Raw genomic sequence first — 22,170 nt, 5'->3', positions numbered from 1 at the left:
CAAGTCGTACTGACCTGTCATCGCAACGCTTCGCGGGGATGGTCGCATCCCAACACAAACGCCCACATACGGACTACCGCACCGATGGTCGTGCTGTCCCGGTTTTGGGAACAAAACCTGAAACTCGATGTCGAACTTTGCCAATCCGCCATCCGGCCGCAGTAGGTGGGGCCATACTAGGGGCCGCCTGCCGCCGGGGTGGGCGGGTTGGCCAGACTGCACGGTGTTGACGCAACTGGCCGCTCGGGCACGCCAGGCCGGCATGCGGAACCCAGGACACGTTGATCGAAAACGAGGGGGCGCTAGGTGGCTGCCGGAACAACCGTGTTCAGTCGGGTAACGGTGGTGGCGCCGAGAACACGCATCGACGTCGCGCTGCCCGCCGACGTGTCGGTCGCCGACTTGATGCCGATGTTGCTCGACATGGCCAAAGAAGCAACGCCGGACGGCGGTGCCCGCCACGGGGGTTGGTGCCTCGCCAAGCTGGGCGACGCGCCGCTCGACCCGAGCCGGACGCTGGCCTCGTTGGGCATCACCGACGGTGAGCTGCTGCAACTGCGCCGCCGCTCGGACAACCCGCCGCCGCCGTTGTACGACGACGTGGTGGACGCCATCGCCGACTCGACGCCGGAGAGCTACCGGCCGTGGACCAAGGAGACGGCCCGCAAGCTGGGCCACGCGGCGGGCGCGCTGGCGCTGATCGCCGCCGCGGTCGCGCTGCTGCTCGGCGGCACGCTCGACCCGGAGGGCTTCCGGCTGGCCCCCGCCATCGCGGGCGCCGTCGGCGCGATCTTCGCGGTCGCCATCGGCGCGGTGATCACCCGCGTCTACCGCGCACCCGACACCGGGGTGGTGATCGCGGCCGCGGGCGGCCTGCCGATGGCGTTCGTGGCGGGCCTCTACATCGTGCCTGGAGTACCCGGCAGGGCGGGCCTGCTGCTGGCCTTCGCACTGGTGCTGATCTTCGCCGCGGCGTCGATGATGCTGCTGGGCGCGGGCATCACGGTGCTGATCGCGGCGGCCACCGCCGCTGTGCTCGGCACCCTGGGCTCGCTCGTGGCGACGCTGGTGGACGTGCCCCCGGCCGCGATCGCCGCGGGCACCGCAGCCGTCGCGCTGGTGGCGCTGTCCTCGCTGCCGCGCTTCACCATCCAGCTGGCGAAGCTGCCGCTGCCGCAGGTCCCTGGCTCGGCGGAGGACCTCAAGGACGACGGCGGCTTCCCGGACTACGCGCTGATCGAGCACCGCTCGGGCCTGGCGCACGCCTACCTCACCGGCATGATGATCGGCAGCGGCGTCACCGCCGCCCTCTCCGCGGTCATCGCCGCGGGCTCGGAAAACGTGTGGGGCCCGATCCTGGCCGCTGTGGTCGCCGCGGTGCTGATGCTGCGGGCCAGGACGTACGCCAACGGCACCCAGTCGGTCGCGCTGCTGGTCTGCGGCATGATCGCGCTGGGCGGCCTGATGATCGGCTGGCTGTGGATGGCCGACCCGTTCGGCAGGCTGCTGTGGATCTTCGGCACGCTGTTGATCCTGGGCGTGCTGGCGCTGGTGCTCGGTGTGGTCTTCCCCGACCAGAAGTTCTCCCCGGTCATGCGCCGCAGCGTCGACCTGCTGGAGGCCGCGTTGATCGCGTCCGTGCTGCCGATCGCGCTGGCCGTGATGGAGCTGTACACCACGTTCCGCAACCTGATCGCCTGAGGCGCTGCATGCAGAGCAACAGCAGGACTTCCCGTTCGAACAGAGTGATCAGAGTGATCGCCGCGGGCACCGCGGCCCTGGTTGTCGCGCTGGCCGGTCCGATCGGACTGGCCGGTGCGCAGCAGCCGGAGCCCACCGGCACTTCCCGCGGCACCCCGACCTCGACGGCGCAGCGGGCCCAGACCACCGGGACCACCACTCCGTCGTCGACCGCGCCGACCACCACCCCGCCTGTCAAGACCGGTCCGGGCATCCCACCGCCGAACCCCGGTGCCGCGCCGCCCGCGGTGGCGACACCGGGCAAATACGACAGCTTCACCAAGCAAAAGGACTGCATCTCGACCGGTCGGAGCGGGGGGAACCTCGACGCGACACCGGAACCGCAGAAGCAGTTGCGCTTCACCGACGCCTGGCGCTTCGCGAAGGGCCGCGGTATCACGGTGGCGGTGATCGACACCGGGGTCAACAACCACTCCCGGCTCAGCGGGCGGCTGGACAACGGCGGCGATTACGTCGATGGCAAGAGCGGCCTTGAGGATTGCGACGCGCACGGCACGATCGTCGCGGGGATCATCGCGGCGAGCCAGAGCAATGACGACAACGTCGTCGGCGTCGCACCAGAGGCCCGCATTCTGTCCATCCGACAGACCAGCAAGGCGTACATCAAGAAGAACGCCAAGAACGAGGATGTCACCGCGGGCGATGAGGAATCGCTCGCCAGGGCGATCGTCTACGCCGCGAGCCGCGGCGCCCAGGTGATCAACATCTCGGAAGCCGCCTGCATCAAACCCAACAGCAACTGGGCCTCGCTACAGGCCGCGGTGCGGTGGGCGGTGGAACAGGGTTCCGTCATCGTCGCGGCGGCGGCCAACACTCCCGGAAGCTGCCAGCAGAACAGCGTGGACTCCATCAACTCCGTGGTCTCGCCCGCCTGGTACGACGACTACGTCCTGACCGTCGCCTCGCTGGACCGCAGCGGTGCCGTCTCCAAGTTCTCGGTGCAGGGGCCGTGGGTCGACGTGGCCGCGCCGGGGGAGAACATCGTCTCGCTGGACACCTCGGGGTCGGGCCTGGCGAACATGCTGGTCGAGCAGGGCAGGCAGAACCCGATCAACGGCACCAGTTTCGCCGCGCCCTATGTCGCGGGCACGGTGGCCCTGGTGCGGGAGAGGTATCCGCATCTGAAGCCGCAGCAGGTGATGGAGCGGATCAAGCGGACCGCGCACCACGCCGAGGGTCCGGACGGCCGAAGCTGGTCCGTGGGCTACGGCATGATCGACCCGCTGGCCGCGGTGACCGCCGTGATCCCGGAGGAGAACGGCGTCAAGCCCGCCGCGATGCAGCAGAAGCCGATGACGATCAACCTCGGCAACCCCAGCCCGGTGCCGATGGTCGTCGCGCTGGCGGGCGCGGGAGCCGGTGTGCTGCTGCTCGGCCTGACGCTGTTCGTCGTCAACGCGGTGAAACGCTCCAGGGCACACGCCGCGCCGAAGCCTCGCCAACTGCATTGACGCACTGCCACTCGGTGCCCGTTCTGCCTGGCAGGACGGGCACCGTGCTTTTCGGGCTGGTGTGAAACTGAGCCGGTTCCGGCGGCCGGGCGGTCACCGGCCGCCGGAACCAGCTCGGGTGGGGGCACCTGGGCGGGGTTGTCCACCGCACCACCCGGTGCCAGCCCGGGAAAGCCGCGCAATCGGACTTCGGCGCCTGCCACTAGCGCCGGGCCGACTGTCAGCGCGCGGCTGTGCTTGCTGGGGAGAGCTGTTGGGCAGGCACGTTCCACAGCGAGGCTGCGAGCGCGCTGGCGAACACCTCTGATTTGGCGGGCCGCCACGATGCCGACTGCGGCGTAACCCACCAGCGCACCCCGCCGCCGCGGACCAGCGTGGGCGGGATTGCGAACGGCGTGCGCGGCGGCAGCAGTTCGACCGTGCCCGCCGGGGCGCCGAACGAGGGCAGTTCCCGCATCAGCCGCACCAGGAAGTAGGCGCGGCCCTGATCCGGCCGGTAGGCCACGGGGCCGAACTCGCGGCGGAACGTCCTGCTGCGCAACACCCATTCGGCGAAGGGCTGGCTCACCGCGACCACGTCGAAGCAGACGCCCGCGACCAGCAGCAGCGACGGGATCTGCGCGGAACGCTGCGACCACCACTTGTGGATCGCCTCGGGCGAGGTGGTCGCCTCCGCCGGGCTGACCGTGGGCGCGGGGCCCCGCGTCACCTGCGGTTTGCCCGGTACGACGAAGCGCTGGCCGTCCCAGGCGGAGCCGGGGAGCACGGGCCAGCCGCGTGCGGCGCAGCTCAACGCGGCCTGCACACAAGAGGTCCGGCGGGCCGCGCTCGCGGTCACCGCGACCAGGGTCTCCTTCGCCGCCTCGATGTCAGCCATACCCGCCTCCGAAAACGGATGCCTTGCTCGGTTGCCGGTGGCCAAGCGCCGGGGGGTGGCTCAGCCACCGGCTGCACCGCTTGCCGCGGTACAACAACGACTGTGAAGGCCTGTCTTGCCGTTCGCCATGTCGGAATACGTATAGCGGACATACGTGAAACGTATACATGAGCTGCATTCATGCGTTTGCGTCCTTGTGGAATCTGTTCTGTGACCCTTGCCGCCTAACCTCAAGATCGGCAGCACTACGTAGGCAGGGGTTGACTGATGGCCACGGCAGAGGCCCGCTACTGCAGCTGTGGAACACGCCTAGCCAGCGGCAACGGCGACCTGCTCTGCGGCGCCTGCCACAAGGGGAAACGCAATCCGCTGCTGGAACCGCCTGCTTTGCCGAGGGACTTCTGGAACAGCCAGCAGATGGTCACGGCACTGGTGACAAAGCATATGGGTCGCGTGTGCCGGGCCTACCGGACTCATTCTTTCCATAATTCAACACATGGTCCGCGGGGAATCAGCCAGAACCTGATCGCGCAATGGCTCGGGCTGACCCAGGCGCAGGTGAGCAGGACCGAAACCGGGCCGCCGCCGAAACATCTCGACACTTTGATCCACTGGGCGCGCGTGCTGCGAATCCCGGCCGATGTGCTCTGGTTCGACATGCCGGGGCAATCCCGTTCTCCCCAGGTCGAAGTGGCGCCCTACCAGCGCGATCAGGAGAGCGACGGGCCCGCGCTGTCACCGATGGATCTGGACGGCAATGAATGGTCACGCACCGACGCCGCCGAACTCACCGCGATCCTCAATGGCGAAAACGGACCTGGTGAATCCACACAGGACATTCAGCGGATCGCGCATGAGTGGCTGATCACCGAACCGCCCCAGGTGGTCGAGCTCACCAACGGCCGGTGCATCGGTTCCGGGATGGTGGAGCGGATCGAGGCCAGGGTGCTCCAGCTTCGCCGCCTCGACGACTACATCACCGGGCCGCATCTGCGGGAGATGGTGGAGCGGGAGATCACCGCCACCGCCCAGTTGATCAAGGAAGCGCGCTACAGCGATCCGACCGGGCGCCGGGTGCTGGCGACCCTCGCCGAACTGTGCCAGCTTGGCGGCTGGATCGCGGCGGACTCCGGCGAACCCGCGCTGGCCAGGCGGTACTACTCCGCCGGTATCCGCGCCGCGCACGCCGCCGGTGACCGGCCGCTGGCGGGCAACATCATCTCCACGCTCTCCTACCAGGTGGCCAACGGCGGCAACCCGCAGGAGGGCGTGCTGCTCGCGCAGACCGCGGTGGTCGGTTCCAAGCAGAACGCCTCGGCGACCACGAAGGCCCTGTTCAGCGGCAGGCTGGCCTGGGCGCTGGCGCTGACCGGCGACAAGCGGCGCACCGAGCGCACGCTGGCGGGCATGGAGTCGGAGTTCGAGTTCCGCAACCCGGACAGCGATCCGAACTGGGTCTACTGGATGAGCGAGTCCGAGATGACCATCATGACCGGTCGCTGCTACGTCGAACTCGGCGAACCGGAACGGGCCATCTATCTGCTCACCGGCGCGCTCGACTCCTACGACTACCGGATGACACGGGAACGCGCGCTGTATTTGAGCTGGTTGGCCGAGGCCTATGTGCTGGCGGGCGATATCGACCAGGCGGTGGCGCTGGCCGACGAAATCCTCGGTCTCACGGCCACAATCTCGTCCTCCCGCAGCGATGACCGGCTGACGACGGTCGGCAAACTGCTGGAGCCCTATCGCGAACAGCCCACTGTGGAGGGCTTTTTCGACCGCATGCGGGAAACGCTGCTGTCGGCCGCCCACTGACCCCGCACCCGGTTCGAAGCGACGAACAGCTTGTCCCGTCAGCGCTTGTCGTCTTCCTCGTCGCCGATGACCGGCGGGGCGGTCTTCTCTGGTTCGCCGAAGATCTGCTCGGAGCTGGAGATCAGTCGGGACTTGTTGCGGCGCGGCTCGTCGCCGCCTTGCCCCGGCCCCATGGCGCCCATCATGCCCATCGGCATCATCCCCATGCCCGCGCCCGCGGCGGCGCCACCCGCCGCGGCTGTACCCGCCACCACCGCGGGAGCCACCGCACCGGGCGCGGCGGGCGGCGGACCGGCCACCGCGCTGCTAGGTGGAGGTGGCTGGGCGCCTGCACCGCCGATGCCGCCGACGGCCGCCCCGGCGCCGCCACCGCTGCCCGCGCCACCGCCTGCTGCCTCCGCAGCCGGTTCCTTCGTCTCGGCCTGGCTTGCCTTGACCGGCTCGGGTGCCGACTGCGGCGCCACGTCGGCGAAGGAGAAGTTCTGCGCGGGGAAGGTGTGCGCCATGCGAATCCGGTCGAAGTCCTCGCCCCCGCCGAACCGCTCGCACATCGCCGTGAAGGCCGCGACGGCCTCGCCCGCGGAGGCGAAGATCGCCCGCACCGGGCCCTCCAGTTCGACCAGCCGCGCCCGCACCCGGTCCTCGCCCTGGTCGGGCATCACGAGGGCCTCCGACAGCGACTCCGCGCTGTCGGTCAGCACATCGACCATCTCGGTGGTCAGGTCATGCACCGCGTCGCCGGTGGACTGGCAGGCCTCCGCCATCGCCGTCATGGCATCCACCGCACTGGTCGCGGCCAGCCCCACCTGGCGCATGTGCTCGATGAACGCCCCAGAGTCGGCGCCGTCCCACACCGAGTCCAGGTCGCCGAGGGGATTGGTCACCGCGGTGGCGATCTCCTCCAGCCCCGCCGCGGCGCTCCGCCACGCTTCGGCCTGCTCGGCAAGCCGATCCCAGCTGCCCAGGAGCGGCTGGGCGTATTGCGCGACGAGGTCCGGGGTGCCGACCTGCTTGCTGAGGTCGGACAGGTAGGTCAGGTGCGGCTCGCGGCCGCGGACCGGGTCGGCGTGCATCGGCTGACTCCTCACCGCTGGTCACTGCGGCGCAGGGCGTCCGCGCTGTCCTCGTCGTGACCGGTGTAGTGCTCGGCCACCTTGTGCAGTCCGTCCGCGGCCGCGGTCAGCACCTCTTCGGCCCGCCGAAGCTGCCCGCGCAGGTGCTCCGCCGCCGAGGCGTAGGACTGGCTCAGCCGGGCGGCCGCGCCGACCTCGCCGAGGTCCAGCTCACCGGTCAGCGGTGCCCGCAGCCGCTCGACCTCCGCGGCGGCCTCGGCCAACCGGGCGGCGTAGTCCCGCAACCGGTCGGGCTCGACCCGCACCTTGTCCATATCGCCCTTCCCCACGCCCGAAACGAACAGAACCTGGGACGCGACGACCGCGTCCCAGGTTCCGTTGAATCCTTGCCTCGTGTGCGGCTACTGGCCGCCCGCCTGCTGGTTGGGTATCGGCTGCCGGACCACCGGGCCGTCGTTGTCCAGCGGCACCGTGTCGAAGGTGCGCCGGGCCGCGTCGGGCTCCATCCGCGGGCCTTCGGGCAGCAGGGCCAGGATGAACGACGGCGCCGAGGTGAACGGCTTCCCGAGGCCGAGCTTCTCCGCGGTGTCCGCGTTGGGGATGCCGAAGCGGATGCCGCGGTCGTTGACGAGGAACAGCTCCCCGCTGTCGAAGCCTGCCTTGGAGTTGACGGCCTGCACGACGGCGCCCTTGCCCGGCGGCATGAAGAACGCGTCCAGCCGGTCCCCGCTGTCGCCGTCGGCCTGCGCCAGCGTCACCGGCGTCATGTCCACCTTGTTCTTGGGCGCGGGCAGCGGAAGCTGATCGGAGACGGAGACAAAAGTGTTCTCGTCGTTGCCGTTGCGGCTCCAGTTCAGGCAGACCGCGTTCGCGGTGCCCCCGTCCAGCTCCTCGATCTCGGGCTGCTTGGCGGGGAAGTCCTTGACGGGCAGCGGGTTCTTGCTCTCCGGGATGCTGACGATGTTGCCGTTGAACTCGGAGATGCGCTTGGTGGCACCGGTTCCGCCGAAGCGAAGCAGGTTGGCCACACCCTCGGAGATGCTCTGCTTGCCGTCCTGCAGCAGCACGTAGAACTCTTTGCCGGAGGTGCCGTCCAGGCTCAGCAGGTCACCGACGTTGTGGCCGTCCGCCGAGTAGCTCGGGGTGGTGCCGTCCTGCTCGATCTGCGGCGCCTTGAGCTCGTTGACCGCGGGGATGGCGTTGAGCAGGCCGGTGGAGATGGCCCTCGGCTTGGCGCCGCTCATACCCATCGCGGTGAGTACCTTGGCGTCCCCCATGTCGATCTTGGCTCGCACCGTCTTGGCGCTGTTGGGCACGCCGTCGCCATCGACCGCGTAGACCAGGAAGTGCTCCTGGGTGGCGGTGCGCACCAGCAGGGCCTTCTCCTTGGGCATCGGCGCCCGCTTCACCCCGGGGTCCACGATGACCGTGGTCTTGGGCTTGGCCCTGTCCTCGGCGCCGACCTGGTCGCTGTTCAGCTCCGTGGTATCGCAGACGACCCAGTCCGCGGCGGTGCGCTGGTCGGCGTTGGGCAGCCAGTCCGGGGCACCGGGGATGCCGGTCAGGCGGTCACGCGGCGCGTCCACCAACCGCGAGTCGGCCACCGCGGTGACCTTGTTCGGATCACCGTTGGCGCCGCCGCCCTGTGACATGAGCAACAGTTTCGCCGAGGCCAGGTTCAGCATCGGGATCAGCCGGGTCGGGTTTTTGCCGACCACGTAGACGCTGCCCGAATCCTTGCTGATCACAATGCCGTCGTCGGGTATGGAGCCCTTGGGGTTCAGCACGCCGACGATCAGGAAGCCGAGAAGCCCCACCACCGCCAGCACCGCACCCACGGTCAATGCCCGCTGGTGGGTGCTCATCGGATCGTGCAGCATCACGGCGTCCTTGCGTACCAGCGCCGATTCCATCCGCCGCAGTACGAAGCGATACGCCTGAACCTGAGATTTGGTGGTAGGTGTTGATGGCATTCGCGTCCTACGCCTCTCCCCTTCGCGGTACGGTTCGGCAGGATAGCCCCATTGGAGTCACGCCGAGGCCGGATCCGCAAAGATGCGTCCGGTAGCGGTTGACTTTCCAGGGGCCGCCACTCACGACCGCCGGTGCGCACTAGCTCAGGGGGAGACTGTCCGTGACGACACCACAACCGGCCGCGCCCGCTGCCACGCAGGCAGCGACGGCGGCGGGAGCGATGCGCAGGGCATTTCGCGCTCGCCGTCACACCATTGGAGCGGCCTTCGGCTCGCTGCCGGTGGCCAATGTCGTATTGATCGAGGTGGGTCTGGCCATCGGGCTGATCCTGCTGGCGGTCAACACCTCGTTGCTTCCCGTCGCCGCGGGCGTCGCGGGCCTCGCGCTCATCCTCGCGCTGCTGCGGTGGCGCGGGCGCTGGTTCACGCAGTGGTGGCCGCTGACGATGCGGTACATGTTCGCCGGGCACACCCGCTCGGTGACCCGCGAGCACCTCGCCGCCGTCGACCGTCCCGCCGAGGAGGACGAGGACGGCCTGTTCGGCCCTGAGGACCGCAGAGTCGCGCTGCTGCGGCTGGTGGTGCCCGATCTCGTGGTGGCACACGGCATGGACCACGACCGCAGGCACGTCGGCTTCGCCTGGCACGAGGGCACCTGGACCGCGGTCCTGCTGGTCGACCCCTCGCCGCGGCTGGTCACCCCGCTCGGCGAGAGCCCCAGCCTGCCGCTGGGCGCGCTCGCGCCCTGCCTTGAGGACCGCGGCGTCGTGCTGGACAGCATCCAGGCCATCTGGCACTGCTACCCCGGCAGCACCGCGCTGTCGCCGAGCGCGCCCGCCATGGCCTCCTACCTGGACGTTCTCGGCCCGCTGCCCGCGGTGGCGCGGCGGACCACCTGGCTGGCGGTGCGGCTGGACCCGCGCCGCTGCCCCAAGGCCATCCAGGAACGCGGCGGCGGCGTGGAGGGCGCGCACCGCGCGTTGATCGGCGCGTTGAACCGGGTCCGCAACGCCTTGGAGGCACGCGGCATCCCGACCCGACCGCTGGACGCCGACGAGCTCATGAAGGCGGGCATCTCCGCCGCCGAGCTCACCTCGGTGGCGGGCAACGACGCGTCGGTGAGCCTGCGGGAGCGCTGGACCGGCGTCACCGCGGGCGGCGTCGGCCACGCAAGCTACGCGATCACCGGCTGGCCGAAGAACATCGGCAACCTCAACGTCTTCACGGGGGTCCGCGCGCTGTCCAGCACGGTCGCGCTGTCCATCTCGCCAAGCGGTGACGAGGGCCAGATCGGGCTGCGGGGTCTGGTCAGGGTCAGCGCCCGCAACTCCGCCGAGCTGTCCACGGCGGACCAGCGCCTGCGCGCACTGTCGGAACGACTGGGAACAACGCTGACCCCGTTGCGGGGCATGCAGCTGGCCGGGTACTCCGCCACGCTGCCGCTGGGAGGTGCCGCATGAGCACGAGGCTGCACGATGCCGCGATGACCAGCTCGGAGGTCGCGCCCAAGTTCGTGGTGCCCGCCGAGATGCTGGACGTGGTGAGCCCCTCCGGGGACCGTGGCGGCATGGTCATCGGCATGGGCCCCAAGCAGGAACCGCTCACCATGTCCCTGCTGCGGCCCGCCCCCACCCGCATCGCCCTGATCGGCGGGCTGTACCTGGCCCGCCAGGTCGCGTTGCGCGCCATGGCCACCGGCGCCTGGGTGGTCATCGCCACCGGCCGGCCGGCCGCCTGGCAGGTTCTCACCCAAGCCGCGGGCCAGGGCCCGGACGGCAAGCCGTCGCCGCTGGTGCACATCCGCAGGCTGTCCCCTGTCGAACTGCCCCGCGCCTCCGAGGACGGCCCGCTGCTGGTGATCCACGACGGCGGCGCGGTCCCGCAGGAGCTGTTCCCACCTCGGTCCCCGTGGCAGACCACCCTCTACGTGCTGCCCTACCTGCATCCCCAGTCCGGGCAGACCGCGAACTCCGCGGACCTGGTGCTGCTTCAGCGCCTGCCCGCCCAGCAGGGCCAGGTCGCTCAGCGCATGTGGAACCTGAGCCCGCAGATGGTCCAGCAGCTCACCACGCTGAAAGACAACCAGATCATCGCCCTGGGCAACATGCTGTGGGCCCCGGTCACGCTGGTGTCCAACCAGAAGGAAACCCAGATCCTGGGCCCCGTCCGCCGCGGCGACTAACGCACGCGGACGTTGCGGGTGAGGTCGGCGCGTGCGGCCAGGTCCTCGTCCGGCGGGTAGTCGACGCCGACGAGGGCGAGGCCGTGCGCCGGGGCCACCGAGACGGCGCTGGAACGCTCCGTGGCGTGCAGGAGGGTCGCCGGCCAGGTGATCTCCTTGCGGCCCTCGCCGACGGCCAGCAGGGCGCCGACGAGGCTGCGGACCATGGAGTGGCAGAAGGCGTCCGCGGAGACGTGGGCGGTGTGCACGCCGTCGGGTGCGGTGATCCACTCGAAGCGCTGGAGTTCGCGGACGGTGGTCGCGCCCTCGCGGCGTTTGCAGAAGGCGCAGAAGTCGTGCTCGCCCAGCAGCAGCGCGCTCGCCGCGTTCATCGCGGCCAGGTCGAGGGGGCGGCTCCAGGCGAGGGTGTCCCTGGCGCGCAATGGCATCGCGCCGTAGGGGGCCGTGCTGACGCGGTATTCGTAGTGGCGGCGCAGGGCGCCGAAGCGGGCGTCGAACGCCGCTGGCACCTCGCGGGCGGTGAAGACCCGCACATCGGGTGGCAGCATCCTGGCCAGCCGGTGGACCAGATCCGCGTCGAACGGCTCGGCGTCGAAGTGGGCGACCTGGCCGGTGGCGTGCACGCCCGCGTCGGTGCGGCCCGCGACGGTCAGCGCGATGTCGGTGCGCAGCACCAGGCTGAGCGCCTCTTCGAGGACGGCCTGCACGGTCCGCTGCCCCGGCTGGCGGGCCCAGCCGGAGAAGTCGGTGCCGTCGTAGCCGAGGTCGAGCCGAATGCGCATCGAACACACCCTAGGGAGGCCTGGCGAGGTCAACAAAAGGACGAGCCCGCCGCGTCCGGAAAGAGGCGGCGGGCTCGTCGGGATAAGCGTCAGGACTTGTCGGCGCCCTCGGCGGGCTCCTCCGTGGCGTCCTTGGTGGCCGACTCGGGCGCGTCGGCATCCTGGTCGTCCTGCTGCGACGGCGGCAGGGCGAAGCCCGCCTTCTCGGCGTCCTCGGGGGTGGCGAACCACACCTCGGCGACGGTCCGGTCGTAGAAGGCGCTGCCGGGCACGTGGTACAGCTTCGAGTCCTCGTTGCCCTTCACCGGGAAGCCCTCGGGCTGCGAGCCGTCCTCCGGTGCGGCGACACTGCCCGCACCGTAGGGGCCCTCCGCCGCGGACGCGCTCTTCTTGGCGTCCTTGGCGAACTTGGTCTTGCGAGCGGCCTCCGCCTCGGCGGTGACGGTCTGCTCGGCCACCAGCTCGATGACCGCCATGGGCGCGTTGTCGCCCTTGCGCGGCATCGTCTTGGTGATCCGGGTGTAGCCACCGTTGCGCTCGGCGAACTGCGGGCCGATCTCGGCGAACAGCTTGTGCAGCACGTCCTTGTCGCGGATGACCTTCAGGACCTCGCGGCGGTTGTGCAGGTCGCCGCGCTTGGCCTTGCTGATCAGCTTCTCCGCGAACGGACGCAGCCGACGTGCCTTGGCCTCGGTGGTCTTGATCTTGCCGTGCTCGAACAGCGACGTGGCCAGGTTGGCCAGCATCAGCCGCTGGTGCGCAGGCGACCCACCGAGTCGGGCACCCTTGGTTGGGGTGGGCATTTCTCGCTCCTAGTCAAAGGCTGGCGGTCGAGCCGCTACAGCTGCTCAGTCTCGGCGTAGTCGTGGCCGTCGTCGTGGTGGTTGTGGTCCACGGCGGCGGTCCAGCTGGTCTCCGGGTACTCCGCGGCGGCCAGGCCGGGGTCGAAGCCGGGAGGCGAGTCCTTGAGCGCCAGGCTCAGGCCGGCCAGCTTCATCTTGACCTCGTCGATGGACTTGGCCCCGAAATTCCTTATATCCAGCAGGTCCGCCTCACTGCGGCTGACCAGCTCACCCACCGTGTGGATGCCCTCGCGCTTGAGGCAGTTGTACGAACGCACCGTCAGGTCGAGGTCCTCGATCGGCATCGCGAACGCGGCGATGGTGTCCGCCTCCGCGGGCGACGGGCCGATCTCGATGCCCTCCGCGTCGATGTTGAGCTCGCGGGCCAGACCGAACAGCTCCACCAGCGTCTTACCGGCCGACGCGACCGCGTCCCGCGGCGTGATCGACGGCTTGGTCTCGACGTCCAGGATCAGCTTGTCGAAGTCGGTCCGCTGCTCGACACGGGTGGCCTCAACCTTGTAGGTCACCTTCAGCACGGGCGAGTAGATCGAGTCGACCGGGATGCGGCCGATCTCGGCGCCCGCCTGCTTGTTCTGCACCGCCGGGACGTAGCCGCGACCGCGCTCGACGACGAGCTCGATCTCCAGCTTGCCCTTGGCGTTCAGGCTGGCGATGTGCAGGTCCGGGTTGTGCACCGTGACGCCGGCGGGCGGCACGATGTCACCGGCGGTGACCTCACCGGGGCCCTGCTTGCGCAGGTACATCGTCACCGGCTCGTCCTCCTCGGAGCTGACCACCAGCTCCTTGAGGTTGAGGATGATGTCGGTGACGTCCTCCTTGACACCGGGGACCGTGGTGAACTCGTGCAGCACACCGTCGATACGGATGCTGGTCACCGCGGCACCGGGGATCGAGGACAGCAGGGTCCGGCGCAGCGAGTTGCCGAGCGTGTAGCCGAAGCCGGGCTCGAGCGGCTCGATGACGAACCGGGACCGGGTGTCGTTGATCGACTCCTCGGCGAGTGAGGGTCGCTGAGAGATGAGCATGGTGTTCTGGTTCCTTTCCACACCGACGCCCGCCATATGACGCCGATAGGGATGGCGTACCGGGTCCCTGGAGACCCGGCAAGGCGGCGGCACACCCTTCGCGCCGCCGCCCGTGAGTGCCCTCCAGCCGGAGCCGGAGGATCACGTCACTTCGAGTAGAGCTCGACGATCAGCTGTTCCTGAACCGGAACGTCGATCTGCGCACGCTCCGGAAGCTGGTGGACCAGGATCCGCAGGTTGGACGGGACCAGCTGCAGCCACGCCGGGATCGGGCGGTCGCCGACCGACTCCTTGGCAGCCACGAAGGGCAGCGTCTTCAGCGACTTGGGCTTGACATCGATGATGTCGAACTTGCTCACCCGGAAGCTGGGGACGTTGACCTTGCGGCCGTTGACCAGGAAGTGGCCGTGGCTGACGAGCTGACGGGCCTGGCGGCGGGTACGGGCGATGCCCGCCCGGTACACCACGTTGTCCAGTCGCGACTCGAGGATGCGCAGCAGGGCCTCACCGGTCTTGCCGGTGACCTTGCGGGCCTCTTCGAAGTAGTTGCGGAACTGGCGCTCCAGGATGCCGTAGGTGTAGCGAGCCTTCTGCTTCTCCTGAAGCTGGAGCAGGTACTCGCTCTCCTTGGTCCGCGCTCGGCCGTGCTGGCCGGGCGGGTAGGGGCGACGCTCGAAGGCCTGGCTACCGCCGACAAGGTCGACCTTGAGACGACGGGAGATACGCGTAGAAGGACCGGTGTAACGAGCCATTTCTTATCTACTCCTTCCGGCCCTCAGACCCGACGCCGCTTGGGCGGGCGGCAGCCGTTGTGCGGCTGCGGGGTCACGTCCTGGATCGTGCCGACCTCGAGGCCTGCGGCCTGCAACGAACGGATCGCGGTCTCCCGGCCGGAGCCGGGGCCCTTGACGAACACGTCCACCTTGCGCATGCCGTGCTCGGCGGCCTTGCGGGCAGCGTTCTCGGCGGCCATCTGCGCGGCGAACGGGGTCGACTTGCGCGAACCCTTGAAGCCGACGTGTCCGGCGGAGGCCCACGCGATCACAGCACCGGTCGGGTCGGTGATCGACACGATGGTGTTGTTGAACGTGCTCTTGATGTGCGCGTGGCCGTGCGCGACGTTCTTCTTTTCCTTGCGCCGGACCTTCTTGACTCCGGCGCCCTGGCGAGTCTTGGGGGGCATTCTTGGGTGGTCTCCTACCTAAAGCGAGGCGAAGTCTTACTTCTTTCCGGCCTTCTTCTTGCCAGCAACGGTCTTCTTCGGGCCCTTGCGCGAGCGGGCGTTGGTCTTGGTCCGCTGACCACGCACGGGCAGGCCACGGCGGTGCCGCAGCCCCTGGTAGCAGCCGATCTCGATCTTGCGGCGAATGTCGGCCTGAACCTCGCGGCGGAGGTCACCCTCGACCTTGAAGTTGTTCTCGATGTAGTCCCGGAGCTTGACCAGGTCGTCGTCGGACAGGTCCTTGACGCGCAGGTCGGCGCTGATGCCGGTGGAGGCCAGCAGCTCCTTCGAGCGGGTACGGCCAATGCCGTAGATGTAGGTCAGCGCGATCTCCATCCGCTTTTCGCGGGGGAGGTCGACGCCAGCGAGTCGTGCCATTCGGCGTTGTCTCCTCTTCTCGCTCCAGGTCTGCTCCCCTTCCGTCCCTGATCGACTCAAAGATCAGGGCCCCGGCCTGGAGTCCGGGGGTGTACCAGTCCCGTGTGGTCTGGCAGGAGCGGGGAGGCTCTTCTTTGGTTAAGCGCCGGAAGTCTCTCCGAACAGGCGCTTGATCAGCCCTGACGCTGCTTGTGACGCAGGTTCTCGCAGATCACCATGACCCGGCCGTGACGGCGGATCACCTTGCACTTGTCGCAGATCTTCTTGACGCTCGGCTGGACCTTCACAGCTGTCGCTCTCCTGGTTCGGCCGTACGTCCGGGCGGCGCCCGGACGCGCACGTCACGTCACTTGTAGCGGTAGACGATTCGGCCGCGAGACAGGTCGTAGGGCGAAAGCTCCACGACAACTCGATCCTCGGGCAGAATACGGATGTAGTGCTGCCGCATCTTGCCGCTGATGTGAGCCAAGACCTTGTGGCCGTTTTCCAACTCGACGCGGAACATCGCGTTGGGTAGCGGCTCGATCACGCGGCCTTCGACCTCGATGGCCCCGTCTTTCTTGCCCATGTCCTCCGCGTTTCGTGACGGTGTTCATCAACAGGTTCAGTGCATGTAGCAGGCACACGTCTGGTCCGCCCCGATGAGTGTTTCCAGCCGAAACAGGCTTGTGACGACACAACGGAACCGCACGAGAACATGCGCCGAATACCTAGTGTAGGCCGCGGCCGGTGATGCCACCAAACCGGGGTCTTGCCTGCGGGTCGCGAGTGCGCTATCGGCGCCACTGCCCCGGGCGGGTGAAGTACCAGAAGCCCAGAATCACCAGGCCCCACGGTCCCGCAACCCAGATCCACCAGGGGTAGCTCAGCCTGCCGCCGCTGCCCGCCAGGGTCAGTGCCCAGATGACCACGTTCAGCACGCTCACGAACGCCCAAGCCGCGACCATGATGCGCAGCGTCAGCCGCGCCCAGCCGGGCCGCCCACCACGGGGCGCAGGCTCCGCGCCGCCGCCGTTGCGGGACTGGGCGGGCAGGTCGGAGGTCACCCTGCGCAGTTCGCGATAGGTGGTGGCCGCCCAGGCCTGCCGGACCCGGTCGTCGAACTCGTACAGGTCCAGCCTGCCGTCGGCCTGAGCCTGGTGCAGTTGGTCGACGACGACCTTCCGGTCCGAATCCGAAGCCCGCACATCACGGCCGGTCGTTCGCCTGCCCATCGCAACCCCTGTAGGTGCCGAAAACTGGTGGTCTCGGCACGCTAACGACGCCGAGGGAAATCGCTCAATGACGCTGTGCGAGACCCTGCCGGTAGGCGCAAGTATCGGCGGACGCTTTGTAGGAAACGCGCACTGTTCGGCCCTCAGCGGGCCACTCTGGGAACTGTGGAGTACCTGTTTCCGAGCCACTTCACGGCCAGCACCACACCCCAGGGTCCGACCACCCAGATCCACCAAGGATGGACATTGCCGAAGCCACTGGCCACCCACACGATCAGCCAGATCACGAAGTTGATCCCGCCAGCCACCAGCCACGGCACGAACATCGCCCGCGGGTCGCGGGACCTCGATGCGCAGGAGCGCCGCGTGCCCGCCGCGGTCACCGGTCGCGCGGCAGGCAGATCCGCCGTGAGGGCGCCCAGGTCCGCGTAGGTGCGGGCGGCCCAGGCCTGCCGCACCCGGTCGTCGAACTCGTACAGGTCCAGCCTGCCCTCGGCCTGCGCCTGGGTAAGCCGGTCCACGACGGCTTGGCGGTCGGCGTCGGAGGCACGCAGACCATCTCTTCGCACGGGCTCGCTCATGTCCACCACCCCTTCCGATAACAACGTTACAGAAGTGGCGGCGGGTAGGACAGGGCGTTATTCGGTCTCGGTGCGGCGCCCGAGGTGCACGGTGGGGGCTTCCAGCAGGTAGAGGTCGGGGCGGGAGCCCAGATAGTCGGCGTGCCCCGGGTCGAGCAACACGTCGAGTGCGGCGACATCGCCGGTCGAGAGCCGGTCCCCGAGGACCTCCCGAAAGAAGCGGACGCGGTCGAGGATGGTCTCCAGCACGGCGTCCTCGACGGGTGCCGGGAAGTCGATGAGGTAGCTGATCGCGCTGACGTCGGTCAGCCCGGCGACGGCCAGCGCGACCGGCCAGCCGAACGGCATCGGCACCGCGCCGGGGATGTCGGCGCGCATCTCGGCGAACCAGGCGTTGCGGGCGGCCAGCAGCCGCAGTTCGAGGCCGGGTTCGCCGATGCCCAGCTCATAGGGCAGCGTCCTCGCCTCGAGACCGCCCTCGGCCAGCGCCAGCCTGCCGCCCGGTCGCAGCAGCCCGGCCAGCCTGGTGACGGCCTGCTGCTGGTCCGGCAGATGGTGCACGACGCGGGAGGCCCAGATCAGGTCGACCGGGCCCAGCAGCGGCTCCAGCTCGCCCGCGGCATCGGCGTTGACGGTCCTGACCTCGACGCTCGCACCGCCCGCCACCGAGGCCGCTGCGGCCGCGGTCTCCAGCACGAACTCGGTCTGGTCGACCAGCACCAACTCGCCGCCGCCGCGCTCGGCCAGTTCCGCGGCCAGCGCCGCGCTCATGCCGCCCGCACCGGGGCCGATGTCCACGACGGCCCTGGTGCCGTCCTCGATCAGCCGCGCCGCGAGCCGCCGGTTGTGGTCGGCCTCGATGGCGTCGGCGCGGCGCATCTGCACCAGCCGCGCTGCCCAGTCGATCTCATGATGGTGATGGTGGGAACCCACGGTGATCACCCTATCCGGCGACCTCGTCCATGGCGCGGTAGATCCGCTTGTCCGAGACGGGGTACGCGGTGCGCAGGGTCTGCGCGAAGTAGCTGACCCGAAGCTCCTCGATCATCCAGCGGATGCGGTCCAACGCCGGGCTCGGCGGCAGGGCCTTGCGAAGCTCGGCGTACTCCTCGAGCACCGCGTGCAGCCGGTCCATGGACTCGGCGTCGCGGGCGGGGTTCTCGGGCAGCTTGTCCAGCCTGCGCTCGACGGCCTGGAGGTAGCGCGGTAGCTCGGCCAGTTGGACAAGCCCGGTCGCGGTGACGAAACCGGGGTATACCAGCCCGGCCAGCTGTTCCCGGACGTCCTCCAACGCGGCGCGGGTGCTCTGGTGGCCCGGCATCGACTGGAGCCTGGCCTCGGCGGTGTGCCAGGCGGTCAGCACCGAGCGAACCTGCTGCAACACCCCGAAGGCGGTGCCGATCAGGCCTGCTTTCACCCGCTCCTTGAGCGAGCTGAAGGCCTCCTGCGTCCACACCGGGCCGCCCGCCTTCGCGATCAACGCGTCCGCGGCGGCGCTCACGCAGTCGTCGAGCAGTTCGGCCACCCCGCCGTGCGGATTGCGGCCGAGGGTGAGTTTCGCCTGGTTGTCCAGGCCCCTCACCAGCTGCTTGTTGGGCACGGGCAGGCCAAGCAGGACCAGCCTGCGGGTGCCGCGCCACATCGCCTCGGCCTGCTCGCCGGGCGTCTCCAGCATCCTGATCGCGACGCTCTCGCCTTCGTCGATCAACGCCGGGTAGGCCGTGACGAGGAAGCCCGACCGTTCGCGTTCGACCTTGCGGGGCAGCTCGCCGAAGGTCCAGTCCTTGAGCCCGCGTTGTTCCAGGCCCTCCGCCGCGGCGGAGAGGGTGGCGCGCAGCTCGGGTTTGAGCTGCTCCTTGATCACGCCGAGGTCCTGGCCCTGGGCCAGCGTCTGGTTCTGCTCGTCCACCACGCGGAAGGTCAGCCGCAGGTGCTCCGGGACGCGGTCAAGCTGCCAGTCGTCGCGGTTGATGACCACCCCGGAGTGCCTGCGGATCTCCCGTTCCAGCACGTCGAGCAGCGGTTCGTCGCCGGGGTTCAGGTGTGGCACCAGCGCCTTGGCGTAGTCGGTGACGGGCACGAAGCTACGGCGAAGCTGCTTGGGCAGCGATTTGAGCAGCGTGACCACGAGCTCCTCGCGCAGACCGGGCACCTGCCAGGCGAAGTTGTCGCCGCCGACCTTGTTGAGCACCTGAAGCGGCACATGCGCGGTCACGCCGTCGGTGACTTTGCCGGGCTCGAACCGGTAGGTCAGCGGCACCCGCAGGCCCTCGGAGGACCAGCTGTCCGGGTAGTCCTCGGGGGTGATGCCGTCCGCGGTCTCGTTGAGCAGCATGGTCTTGTCGAAGTCGAGCAGGTTCGGCTGCTCTCGCGACACTTTGCGCCACCAGGTGTCGAAATGCCGGGCGGAGACGACCTCGTCGCCGACGCGCCGGTCGTAGAACTCGAACAGGGTCTGCTCGTCCACCACGATGTCGCGGCGCCGGGCCCGGTTCTCCAGCTCCTCCACCTCGGCCAGCAGCTTGCGGTTGTCGTGGAAGAACCGGTGCCGGGTCTCCCAGTCGCCTTCGACGAGCGCGTGCCGGATGAACAGGCTCCGGCACAGCCCGGGGTCGATCCGGCCGAAGTTGACCTTGCGGGCCACCACGATCGGCACGCCGTAGAGGGTCACCTTCTCCATGGCGAGCACGGCGCCCTGTTTGCGTTCCCAGTGCGGTTCGCTGTAGGTGCGTTTGATCAGGTGCCCGGCCAGCGGCTCGATCCACTCCGGGTCGATGCGCGCGCAGACCCGGCCCCACAGCCGCGAGGTCTCCACCAGTTCGGCGGCCATCACCCAGCGCGGCTGCTTCTTGAACAGCGCCGAACCGGGAAAGACCGCGAACCGCGCGCCGCGCGCACCGAGGTAGTCGGCCTTGGCGGCGCTTTTGGCGGGCGTGCCCTTGGTCGGCACGTCCTTCAGCCCGATGTGGGAGAGCATCCCGGCCAGCAGGGCGAAGTGGATGCGCTGCGGCTCGGCCGGGTTGTCGTTCATGGTCAGCCCCAGGTCCTTGGCAACCTGTTTGAGCTGGCTGTTGATGTCCTGCCACTCCCTGACCCGCAGGTAGTTGAGGAAGTCGGACCGGCACAGCCTGCGGAACTGGTTGGAGGAGAGCTCTTTCTGCTGCTCCTGCAGGAAGTTCCAGAGGTTGAGGTAGGCGAGGAAGTCGGAGTCCGGCTCGGCGAAGCGGGCGTGTTTGGCGTCCGCGGCCTGCTGCGCGTCGGCGGGCCGCTCGCGGGGGTCGTTGATGGTGAGCCCTGCCGCGATGATCATCACCTCGCGCAGGCAGCCCAGCCGGTCGGCCTCCAGCACCATCCGACCCAGCCGAGGGTCCACCGGCAGCTGGGCGAGCTTGCGCCCGACGGGGGTGAGCCGCTTGTTCGGGTCCGACACGGTCGGATCGAGGGCGCCGAGTTCTTCGAGCAGCTGGATGCCCGCGTTGATGTTGCGCTGGTCCGGCGGGTCGATGAACGGAAACGCCGCGATGTCGCCGAGGCCCAGCGCGGTCATCTGCAGGATCACCGAGGCGAGGTTGGTGCGCAGGATCTCCGGGTCGGTGAACTCGGGCCGCGCGTCGAAGTCGTCATCGGTGTAGAGCCGGATGCAGATGCCGTCCGAGGTGCGCCCGCAGCGCCCCTTGCGCTGGTTGGCAGAGGCCTGCGAGATCGGTTCGATGGGCAGCCGCTGCACCTTGGTGCGGTGGCTGTACCGCGAGATGCGCGCCGTGCCGGGGTCGATGACGTACTTGATGCCCGGCACGGTCAGCGAGGTCTCCGCCACATTGGTCGCGAGCACCACCCGCCGCCCACCGTGCGGCTGGAACACGCGGTGCTGCTCCGCGGTGGACAGCCGCGCGTACAGCGGCAGGATCTCGGTGTTGCGCAGCTCCTGCTTGGCCAGCGCGTCCGCGGTGTCCCGGATCTCCCGCTCCCCGGAGAGGAACACCAGCACGTCCCCCGGCCCCTGCGCGGCCAGCTCGTCCACCGCGTCGGCGATCGCCTGGACCTGGTCGCGGTCCTCATCGGCCGCCGGGTCGTCGGGGTCCACCACCGGCCGGTACCGCACCTCGACCGGATAGGTCCGCCCGGACACCTCCACGATCGGCGCGTCGTCGAAATGCCGCGAGAACCGCTCCGGGTCGATCGTCGCCGAGGTGATGATCACCTTCAGGTCGGGCCGACGCGGCAGCAGCTGCTTGAGGTAGCCGAGGATGAAGTCGATGTTGAGGCTGCGTTCGTGCGCCTCGTCGATGATGAGCGTGTCGTACTGGTGCAGCGCCCGGTCCTGCCCAAGCTCGGCCAGCAGGATGCCGTCGGTCATCAGCTTGACCAGCGTGTTCTCACTGGCCTTGTCGGTGAACCGGACCTTGTACCCCACCGCGGCACCCAACGGCGTCGCCAACTCCTCGGCGATCCGATCGGCCACGGTCCGCGCGGCCAGCCTGCGCGGCTGGGTGTGCCCGATCAGCCCCTGCACGCCCCGTCCCAGCTCAAGGCAGATCTTGGGCAGCTGGGTGGTCTTGCCCGACCCCGTCTCACCGGCCACGATCACGACCTGGTTGTCCCGGATCGCCGCCAGGATCTCGTCCTTGCACTGACTCACCGGCAGCTCGGCGGGGTATGAGATCTTCGGCACCGCGGCCCGCCGCCGCTCGACCCGCCGCTCGGCGTTCTCGATCTCGCCCAGGATCTGCTCGGCGACCCGCTGCCGCCCCTGCTCGTCCCGCATCTTGCGAATGCCGTCGATCCTGCGCCGCAACCTGCGTTGGTCACGCAACATCAGATCCGGCAGGCGTCCCTGCAGATCAGCAACTCTCACCAGCGGCCCTTCCGACAAACCCCGGCAAGCATAGGCAACCGACGCCGATCGGCCAGCGGATTAATTCTCCAGGAGACGGTCGAACCCTGATCACCGGTGTATCCACTCCGCA

At 69.0% G+C, this 22,170-nt stretch carries 21 protein-coding genes; 5 read left to right on the top strand and 16 right to left on the bottom strand.

Annotation, left to right across the window (positions count from 1 at the left end):
- The first annotated feature begins 306 nt into the window (after window positions 1-306).
- Window positions 307-1,701 (top strand): type VII secretion integral membrane protein EccD, encoded by a 1,395-nt coding sequence (gene eccD / locus ACU6XJ_RS13480; protein WP_476310548.1) that lies wholly within the window; start codon window positions 307-309, stop codon window positions 1,699-1,701.
- A gap of 44 nt (window positions 1,702-1,745) precedes the next feature.
- Window positions 1,746-3,212, top strand: a complete 1,467-nt coding sequence (gene mycP / locus ACU6XJ_RS13475) for a type VII secretion-associated serine protease mycosin (RefSeq protein WP_476310546.1) — start codon at window positions 1,746-1,748, stop codon at window positions 3,210-3,212.
- A 220-nt stretch (window positions 3,213-3,432) separates the two neighbouring features.
- On the opposite strand, the gene ACU6XJ_RS13470 is transcribed toward mycP, so the two are convergent.
- Window positions 3,433-4,089: a bifunctional DNA primase/polymerase gene (locus ACU6XJ_RS13470; RefSeq protein ID WP_476310544.1), complete on the bottom strand. Its 657-nt coding sequence runs from the start codon at window positions 4,087-4,089 to the stop codon at window positions 3,433-3,435.
- Between the two features lie 558 nt (window positions 4,090-4,647).
- Here ACU6XJ_RS13470 and ACU6XJ_RS13465 point away from each other — a divergent pair.
- Window positions 4,648-5,907, top strand: a complete 1,260-nt coding sequence (locus ACU6XJ_RS13465; protein WP_476310541.1) for a tetratricopeptide repeat protein — start codon at window positions 4,648-4,650, stop codon at window positions 5,905-5,907.
- Window positions 5,908-5,945: 38 nt separating this feature from the next.
- Here the strand turns inward: ACU6XJ_RS13465 and ACU6XJ_RS13460 are convergent, their stop codons facing one another.
- From ACU6XJ_RS13460 to eccB, 3 genes are all read right to left on the bottom strand, one after another.
- Complete coding sequence (locus ACU6XJ_RS13460) at window positions 5,946-6,980, bottom strand: WXG100 family type VII secretion target (protein WP_476310539.1); 1,035 nt, start codon at window positions 6,978-6,980, stop codon at window positions 5,946-5,948.
- A gap of 11 nt (window positions 6,981-6,991) precedes the next feature.
- Window positions 6,992-7,309 (bottom strand): type VII secretion target, encoded by a 318-nt coding sequence (locus ACU6XJ_RS13455; RefSeq protein ID WP_476310537.1) that lies wholly within the window; start codon window positions 7,307-7,309, stop codon window positions 6,992-6,994.
- 72 nt (window positions 7,310-7,381) lie between these two features.
- Window positions 7,382-8,953 carry a type VII secretion protein EccB gene (eccB, locus tag ACU6XJ_RS13450; RefSeq protein ID WP_476310535.1) on the bottom strand — a complete coding sequence of 524 codons (1,572 nt, stop codon included), beginning with the start codon at window positions 8,951-8,953 and terminating at the stop codon, window positions 7,382-7,384.
- A 221-nt stretch (window positions 8,954-9,174) separates the two neighbouring features.
- Here eccB and eccE point away from each other — a divergent pair, with 221 nt between their 5' ends.
- Both eccE and ACU6XJ_RS13440 read left to right on the top strand, forming a co-directional pair.
- The gene (eccE, locus tag ACU6XJ_RS13445) at window positions 9,175-10,413 is read left to right on the top strand and encodes a type VII secretion protein EccE (protein ID WP_476314000.1); all 1,239 of its coding nucleotides are present in this window, start codon (window positions 9,175-9,177) and stop codon (window positions 10,411-10,413) included.
- Entirely contained in the window at window positions 10,410-11,135 is a 726-nt protein-coding gene (locus tag ACU6XJ_RS13440; RefSeq protein WP_476310533.1) for a hypothetical protein, read from the top strand. The genes eccE and ACU6XJ_RS13440 overlap by 4 nt, the downstream gene beginning before the upstream one ends.
- Here ACU6XJ_RS13440 and truA read toward each other — a convergent pair.
- From truA to hrpA, 12 genes are all read right to left on the bottom strand, one after another.
- Window positions 11,132-11,917, bottom strand: coding sequence for a tRNA pseudouridine(38-40) synthase TruA (truA, locus tag ACU6XJ_RS13435; protein ID WP_476310531.1), 786 nt, complete (start codon window positions 11,915-11,917; stop codon window positions 11,132-11,134). The two genes, ACU6XJ_RS13440 and truA, sit on opposite strands and share 4 nt — an antisense overlap.
- 89 nt (window positions 11,918-12,006) lie before the next feature.
- The gene (rplQ, locus tag ACU6XJ_RS13430; protein ID WP_476310528.1) at window positions 12,007-12,720 is read right to left on the bottom strand and encodes a 50S ribosomal protein L17, sunset domain variant; all 714 of its coding nucleotides are present in this window, start codon (window positions 12,718-12,720) and stop codon (window positions 12,007-12,009) included.
- 35 nt (window positions 12,721-12,755) lie between these two features.
- Entirely contained in the window at window positions 12,756-13,808 is a 1,053-nt protein-coding gene (locus ACU6XJ_RS13425; protein ID WP_476310526.1) for a DNA-directed RNA polymerase subunit alpha, read from the bottom strand.
- A gap of 146 nt (window positions 13,809-13,954) precedes the next feature.
- Complete coding sequence (gene rpsD, locus ACU6XJ_RS13420; RefSeq protein ID WP_476310523.1) at window positions 13,955-14,560, bottom strand: 30S ribosomal protein S4; 606 nt, start codon at window positions 14,558-14,560, stop codon at window positions 13,955-13,957.
- A gap of 23 nt (window positions 14,561-14,583) precedes the next feature.
- Window positions 14,584-14,991 (bottom strand): 30S ribosomal protein S11, encoded by a 408-nt coding sequence (gene rpsK / locus ACU6XJ_RS13415; protein WP_476310520.1) that lies wholly within the window; start codon window positions 14,989-14,991, stop codon window positions 14,584-14,586.
- 36 nt (window positions 14,992-15,027) lie between these two features.
- Window positions 15,028-15,408: a 30S ribosomal protein S13 gene (rpsM, locus tag ACU6XJ_RS13410; RefSeq protein ID WP_476310517.1), complete on the bottom strand. Its 381-nt coding sequence runs from the start codon at window positions 15,406-15,408 to the stop codon at window positions 15,028-15,030.
- Between the two features lie 173 nt (window positions 15,409-15,581).
- Window positions 15,582-15,695: a 50S ribosomal protein L36 gene (gene rpmJ / locus ACU6XJ_RS13405; protein ID WP_010148647.1), complete on the bottom strand. Its 114-nt coding sequence runs from the start codon at window positions 15,693-15,695 to the stop codon at window positions 15,582-15,584.
- 59 nt (window positions 15,696-15,754) lie between these two features.
- Complete coding sequence (infA, locus tag ACU6XJ_RS13400; RefSeq protein WP_009948665.1) at window positions 15,755-15,976, bottom strand: translation initiation factor IF-1; 222 nt, start codon at window positions 15,974-15,976, stop codon at window positions 15,755-15,757.
- 205 nt (window positions 15,977-16,181) lie between these two features.
- Window positions 16,182-16,622 carry a DUF1707 SHOCT-like domain-containing protein gene (locus tag ACU6XJ_RS13395; RefSeq protein WP_476310509.1) on the bottom strand — a complete coding sequence of 147 codons (441 nt, stop codon included), beginning with the start codon at window positions 16,620-16,622 and terminating at the stop codon, window positions 16,182-16,184.
- A 143-nt stretch (window positions 16,623-16,765) separates the two neighbouring features.
- Entirely contained in the window at window positions 16,766-17,203 is a 438-nt protein-coding gene (locus ACU6XJ_RS13390; protein ID WP_476310506.1) for a DUF1707 SHOCT-like domain-containing protein, read from the bottom strand.
- 57 nt (window positions 17,204-17,260) lie between these two features.
- Window positions 17,261-18,136 (bottom strand): class I SAM-dependent methyltransferase, encoded by an 876-nt coding sequence (locus tag ACU6XJ_RS13385; RefSeq protein ID WP_476310503.1) that lies wholly within the window; start codon window positions 18,134-18,136, stop codon window positions 17,261-17,263.
- Window positions 18,137-18,146: 10 nt separating this feature from the next.
- On the bottom strand, window positions 18,147-22,019 hold the full coding sequence (hrpA, locus tag ACU6XJ_RS13380; RefSeq protein ID WP_476313998.1) for an ATP-dependent RNA helicase HrpA: 3,873 nt from the start codon (window positions 22,017-22,019) through the stop codon (window positions 18,147-18,149).
- Window positions 22,020-22,170 lie beyond the last annotated feature (151 nt).

This window comes from Actinorectispora metalli (genome assembly GCF_056323685.1).
This window is presented reverse-complemented; position numbering and strand designations above follow the sequence as displayed.

What these genes read in the sequence shown, in the direction of transcription:
- eccE (WP_476314000.1), top strand. Translation starts at nt 9,175, where the DNA reads ATGCGCAGGGCATTTCGCGCTCGCCGTCACACCATTGGAGCGGCCTTC.
- rpsD (WP_476310523.1), bottom strand. Translation starts at nt 14,560, where the DNA reads ATGGCTCGTTACACCGGTCCTTCTACGCGTATCTCCCGTCGTCTCAAG.
- ACU6XJ_RS13395 (WP_476310509.1), bottom strand. Translation starts at nt 16,622, where the DNA reads ATGGGCAGGCGAACGACCGGCCGTGATGTGCGGGCTTCGGATTCGGAC.
- rplQ (WP_476310528.1), bottom strand. Translation starts at nt 12,720, where the DNA reads ATGCCCACCCCAACCAAGGGTGCCCGACTCGGTGGGTCGCCTGCGCAC.
- ACU6XJ_RS13460 (WP_476310539.1), bottom strand. Translation starts at nt 6,980, where the DNA reads ATGCACGCCGACCCGGTCCGCGGCCGCGAGCCGCACCTGACCTACCTG.
- rpsM (WP_476310517.1), bottom strand. Translation starts at nt 15,408, where the DNA reads ATGGCACGACTCGCTGGCGTCGACCTCCCCCGCGAAAAGCGGATGGAG.
- rpsK (WP_476310520.1), bottom strand. Translation starts at nt 14,991, where the DNA reads ATGCCCCCCAAGACTCGCCAGGGCGCCGGAGTCAAGAAGGTCCGGCGC.
- ACU6XJ_RS13470 (WP_476310544.1), bottom strand. Translation starts at nt 4,089, where the DNA reads ATGGCTGACATCGAGGCGGCGAAGGAGACCCTGGTCGCGGTGACCGCG.
- ACU6XJ_RS13440 (WP_476310533.1), top strand. Translation starts at nt 10,410, where the DNA reads ATGAGCACGAGGCTGCACGATGCCGCGATGACCAGCTCGGAGGTCGCG.
- eccB (WP_476310535.1), bottom strand. Translation starts at nt 8,953, where the DNA reads ATGCCATCAACACCTACCACCAAATCTCAGGTTCAGGCGTATCGCTTC.
- hrpA (WP_476313998.1), bottom strand. Translation starts at nt 22,019, where the DNA reads ATGTTGCGTGACCAACGCAGGTTGCGGCGCAGGATCGACGGCATTCGC.
- ACU6XJ_RS13425 (WP_476310526.1), bottom strand. Translation starts at nt 13,808, where the DNA reads ATGCTCATCTCTCAGCGACCCTCACTCGCCGAGGAGTCGATCAACGAC.
- truA (WP_476310531.1), bottom strand. Translation starts at nt 11,917, where the DNA reads ATGCGCATTCGGCTCGACCTCGGCTACGACGGCACCGACTTCTCCGGC.
- ACU6XJ_RS13390 (WP_476310506.1), bottom strand. Translation starts at nt 17,203, where the DNA reads ATGAGCGAGCCCGTGCGAAGAGATGGTCTGCGTGCCTCCGACGCCGAC.
- infA (WP_009948665.1), bottom strand. Translation starts at nt 15,976, where the DNA reads ATGGGCAAGAAAGACGGGGCCATCGAGGTCGAAGGCCGCGTGATCGAG.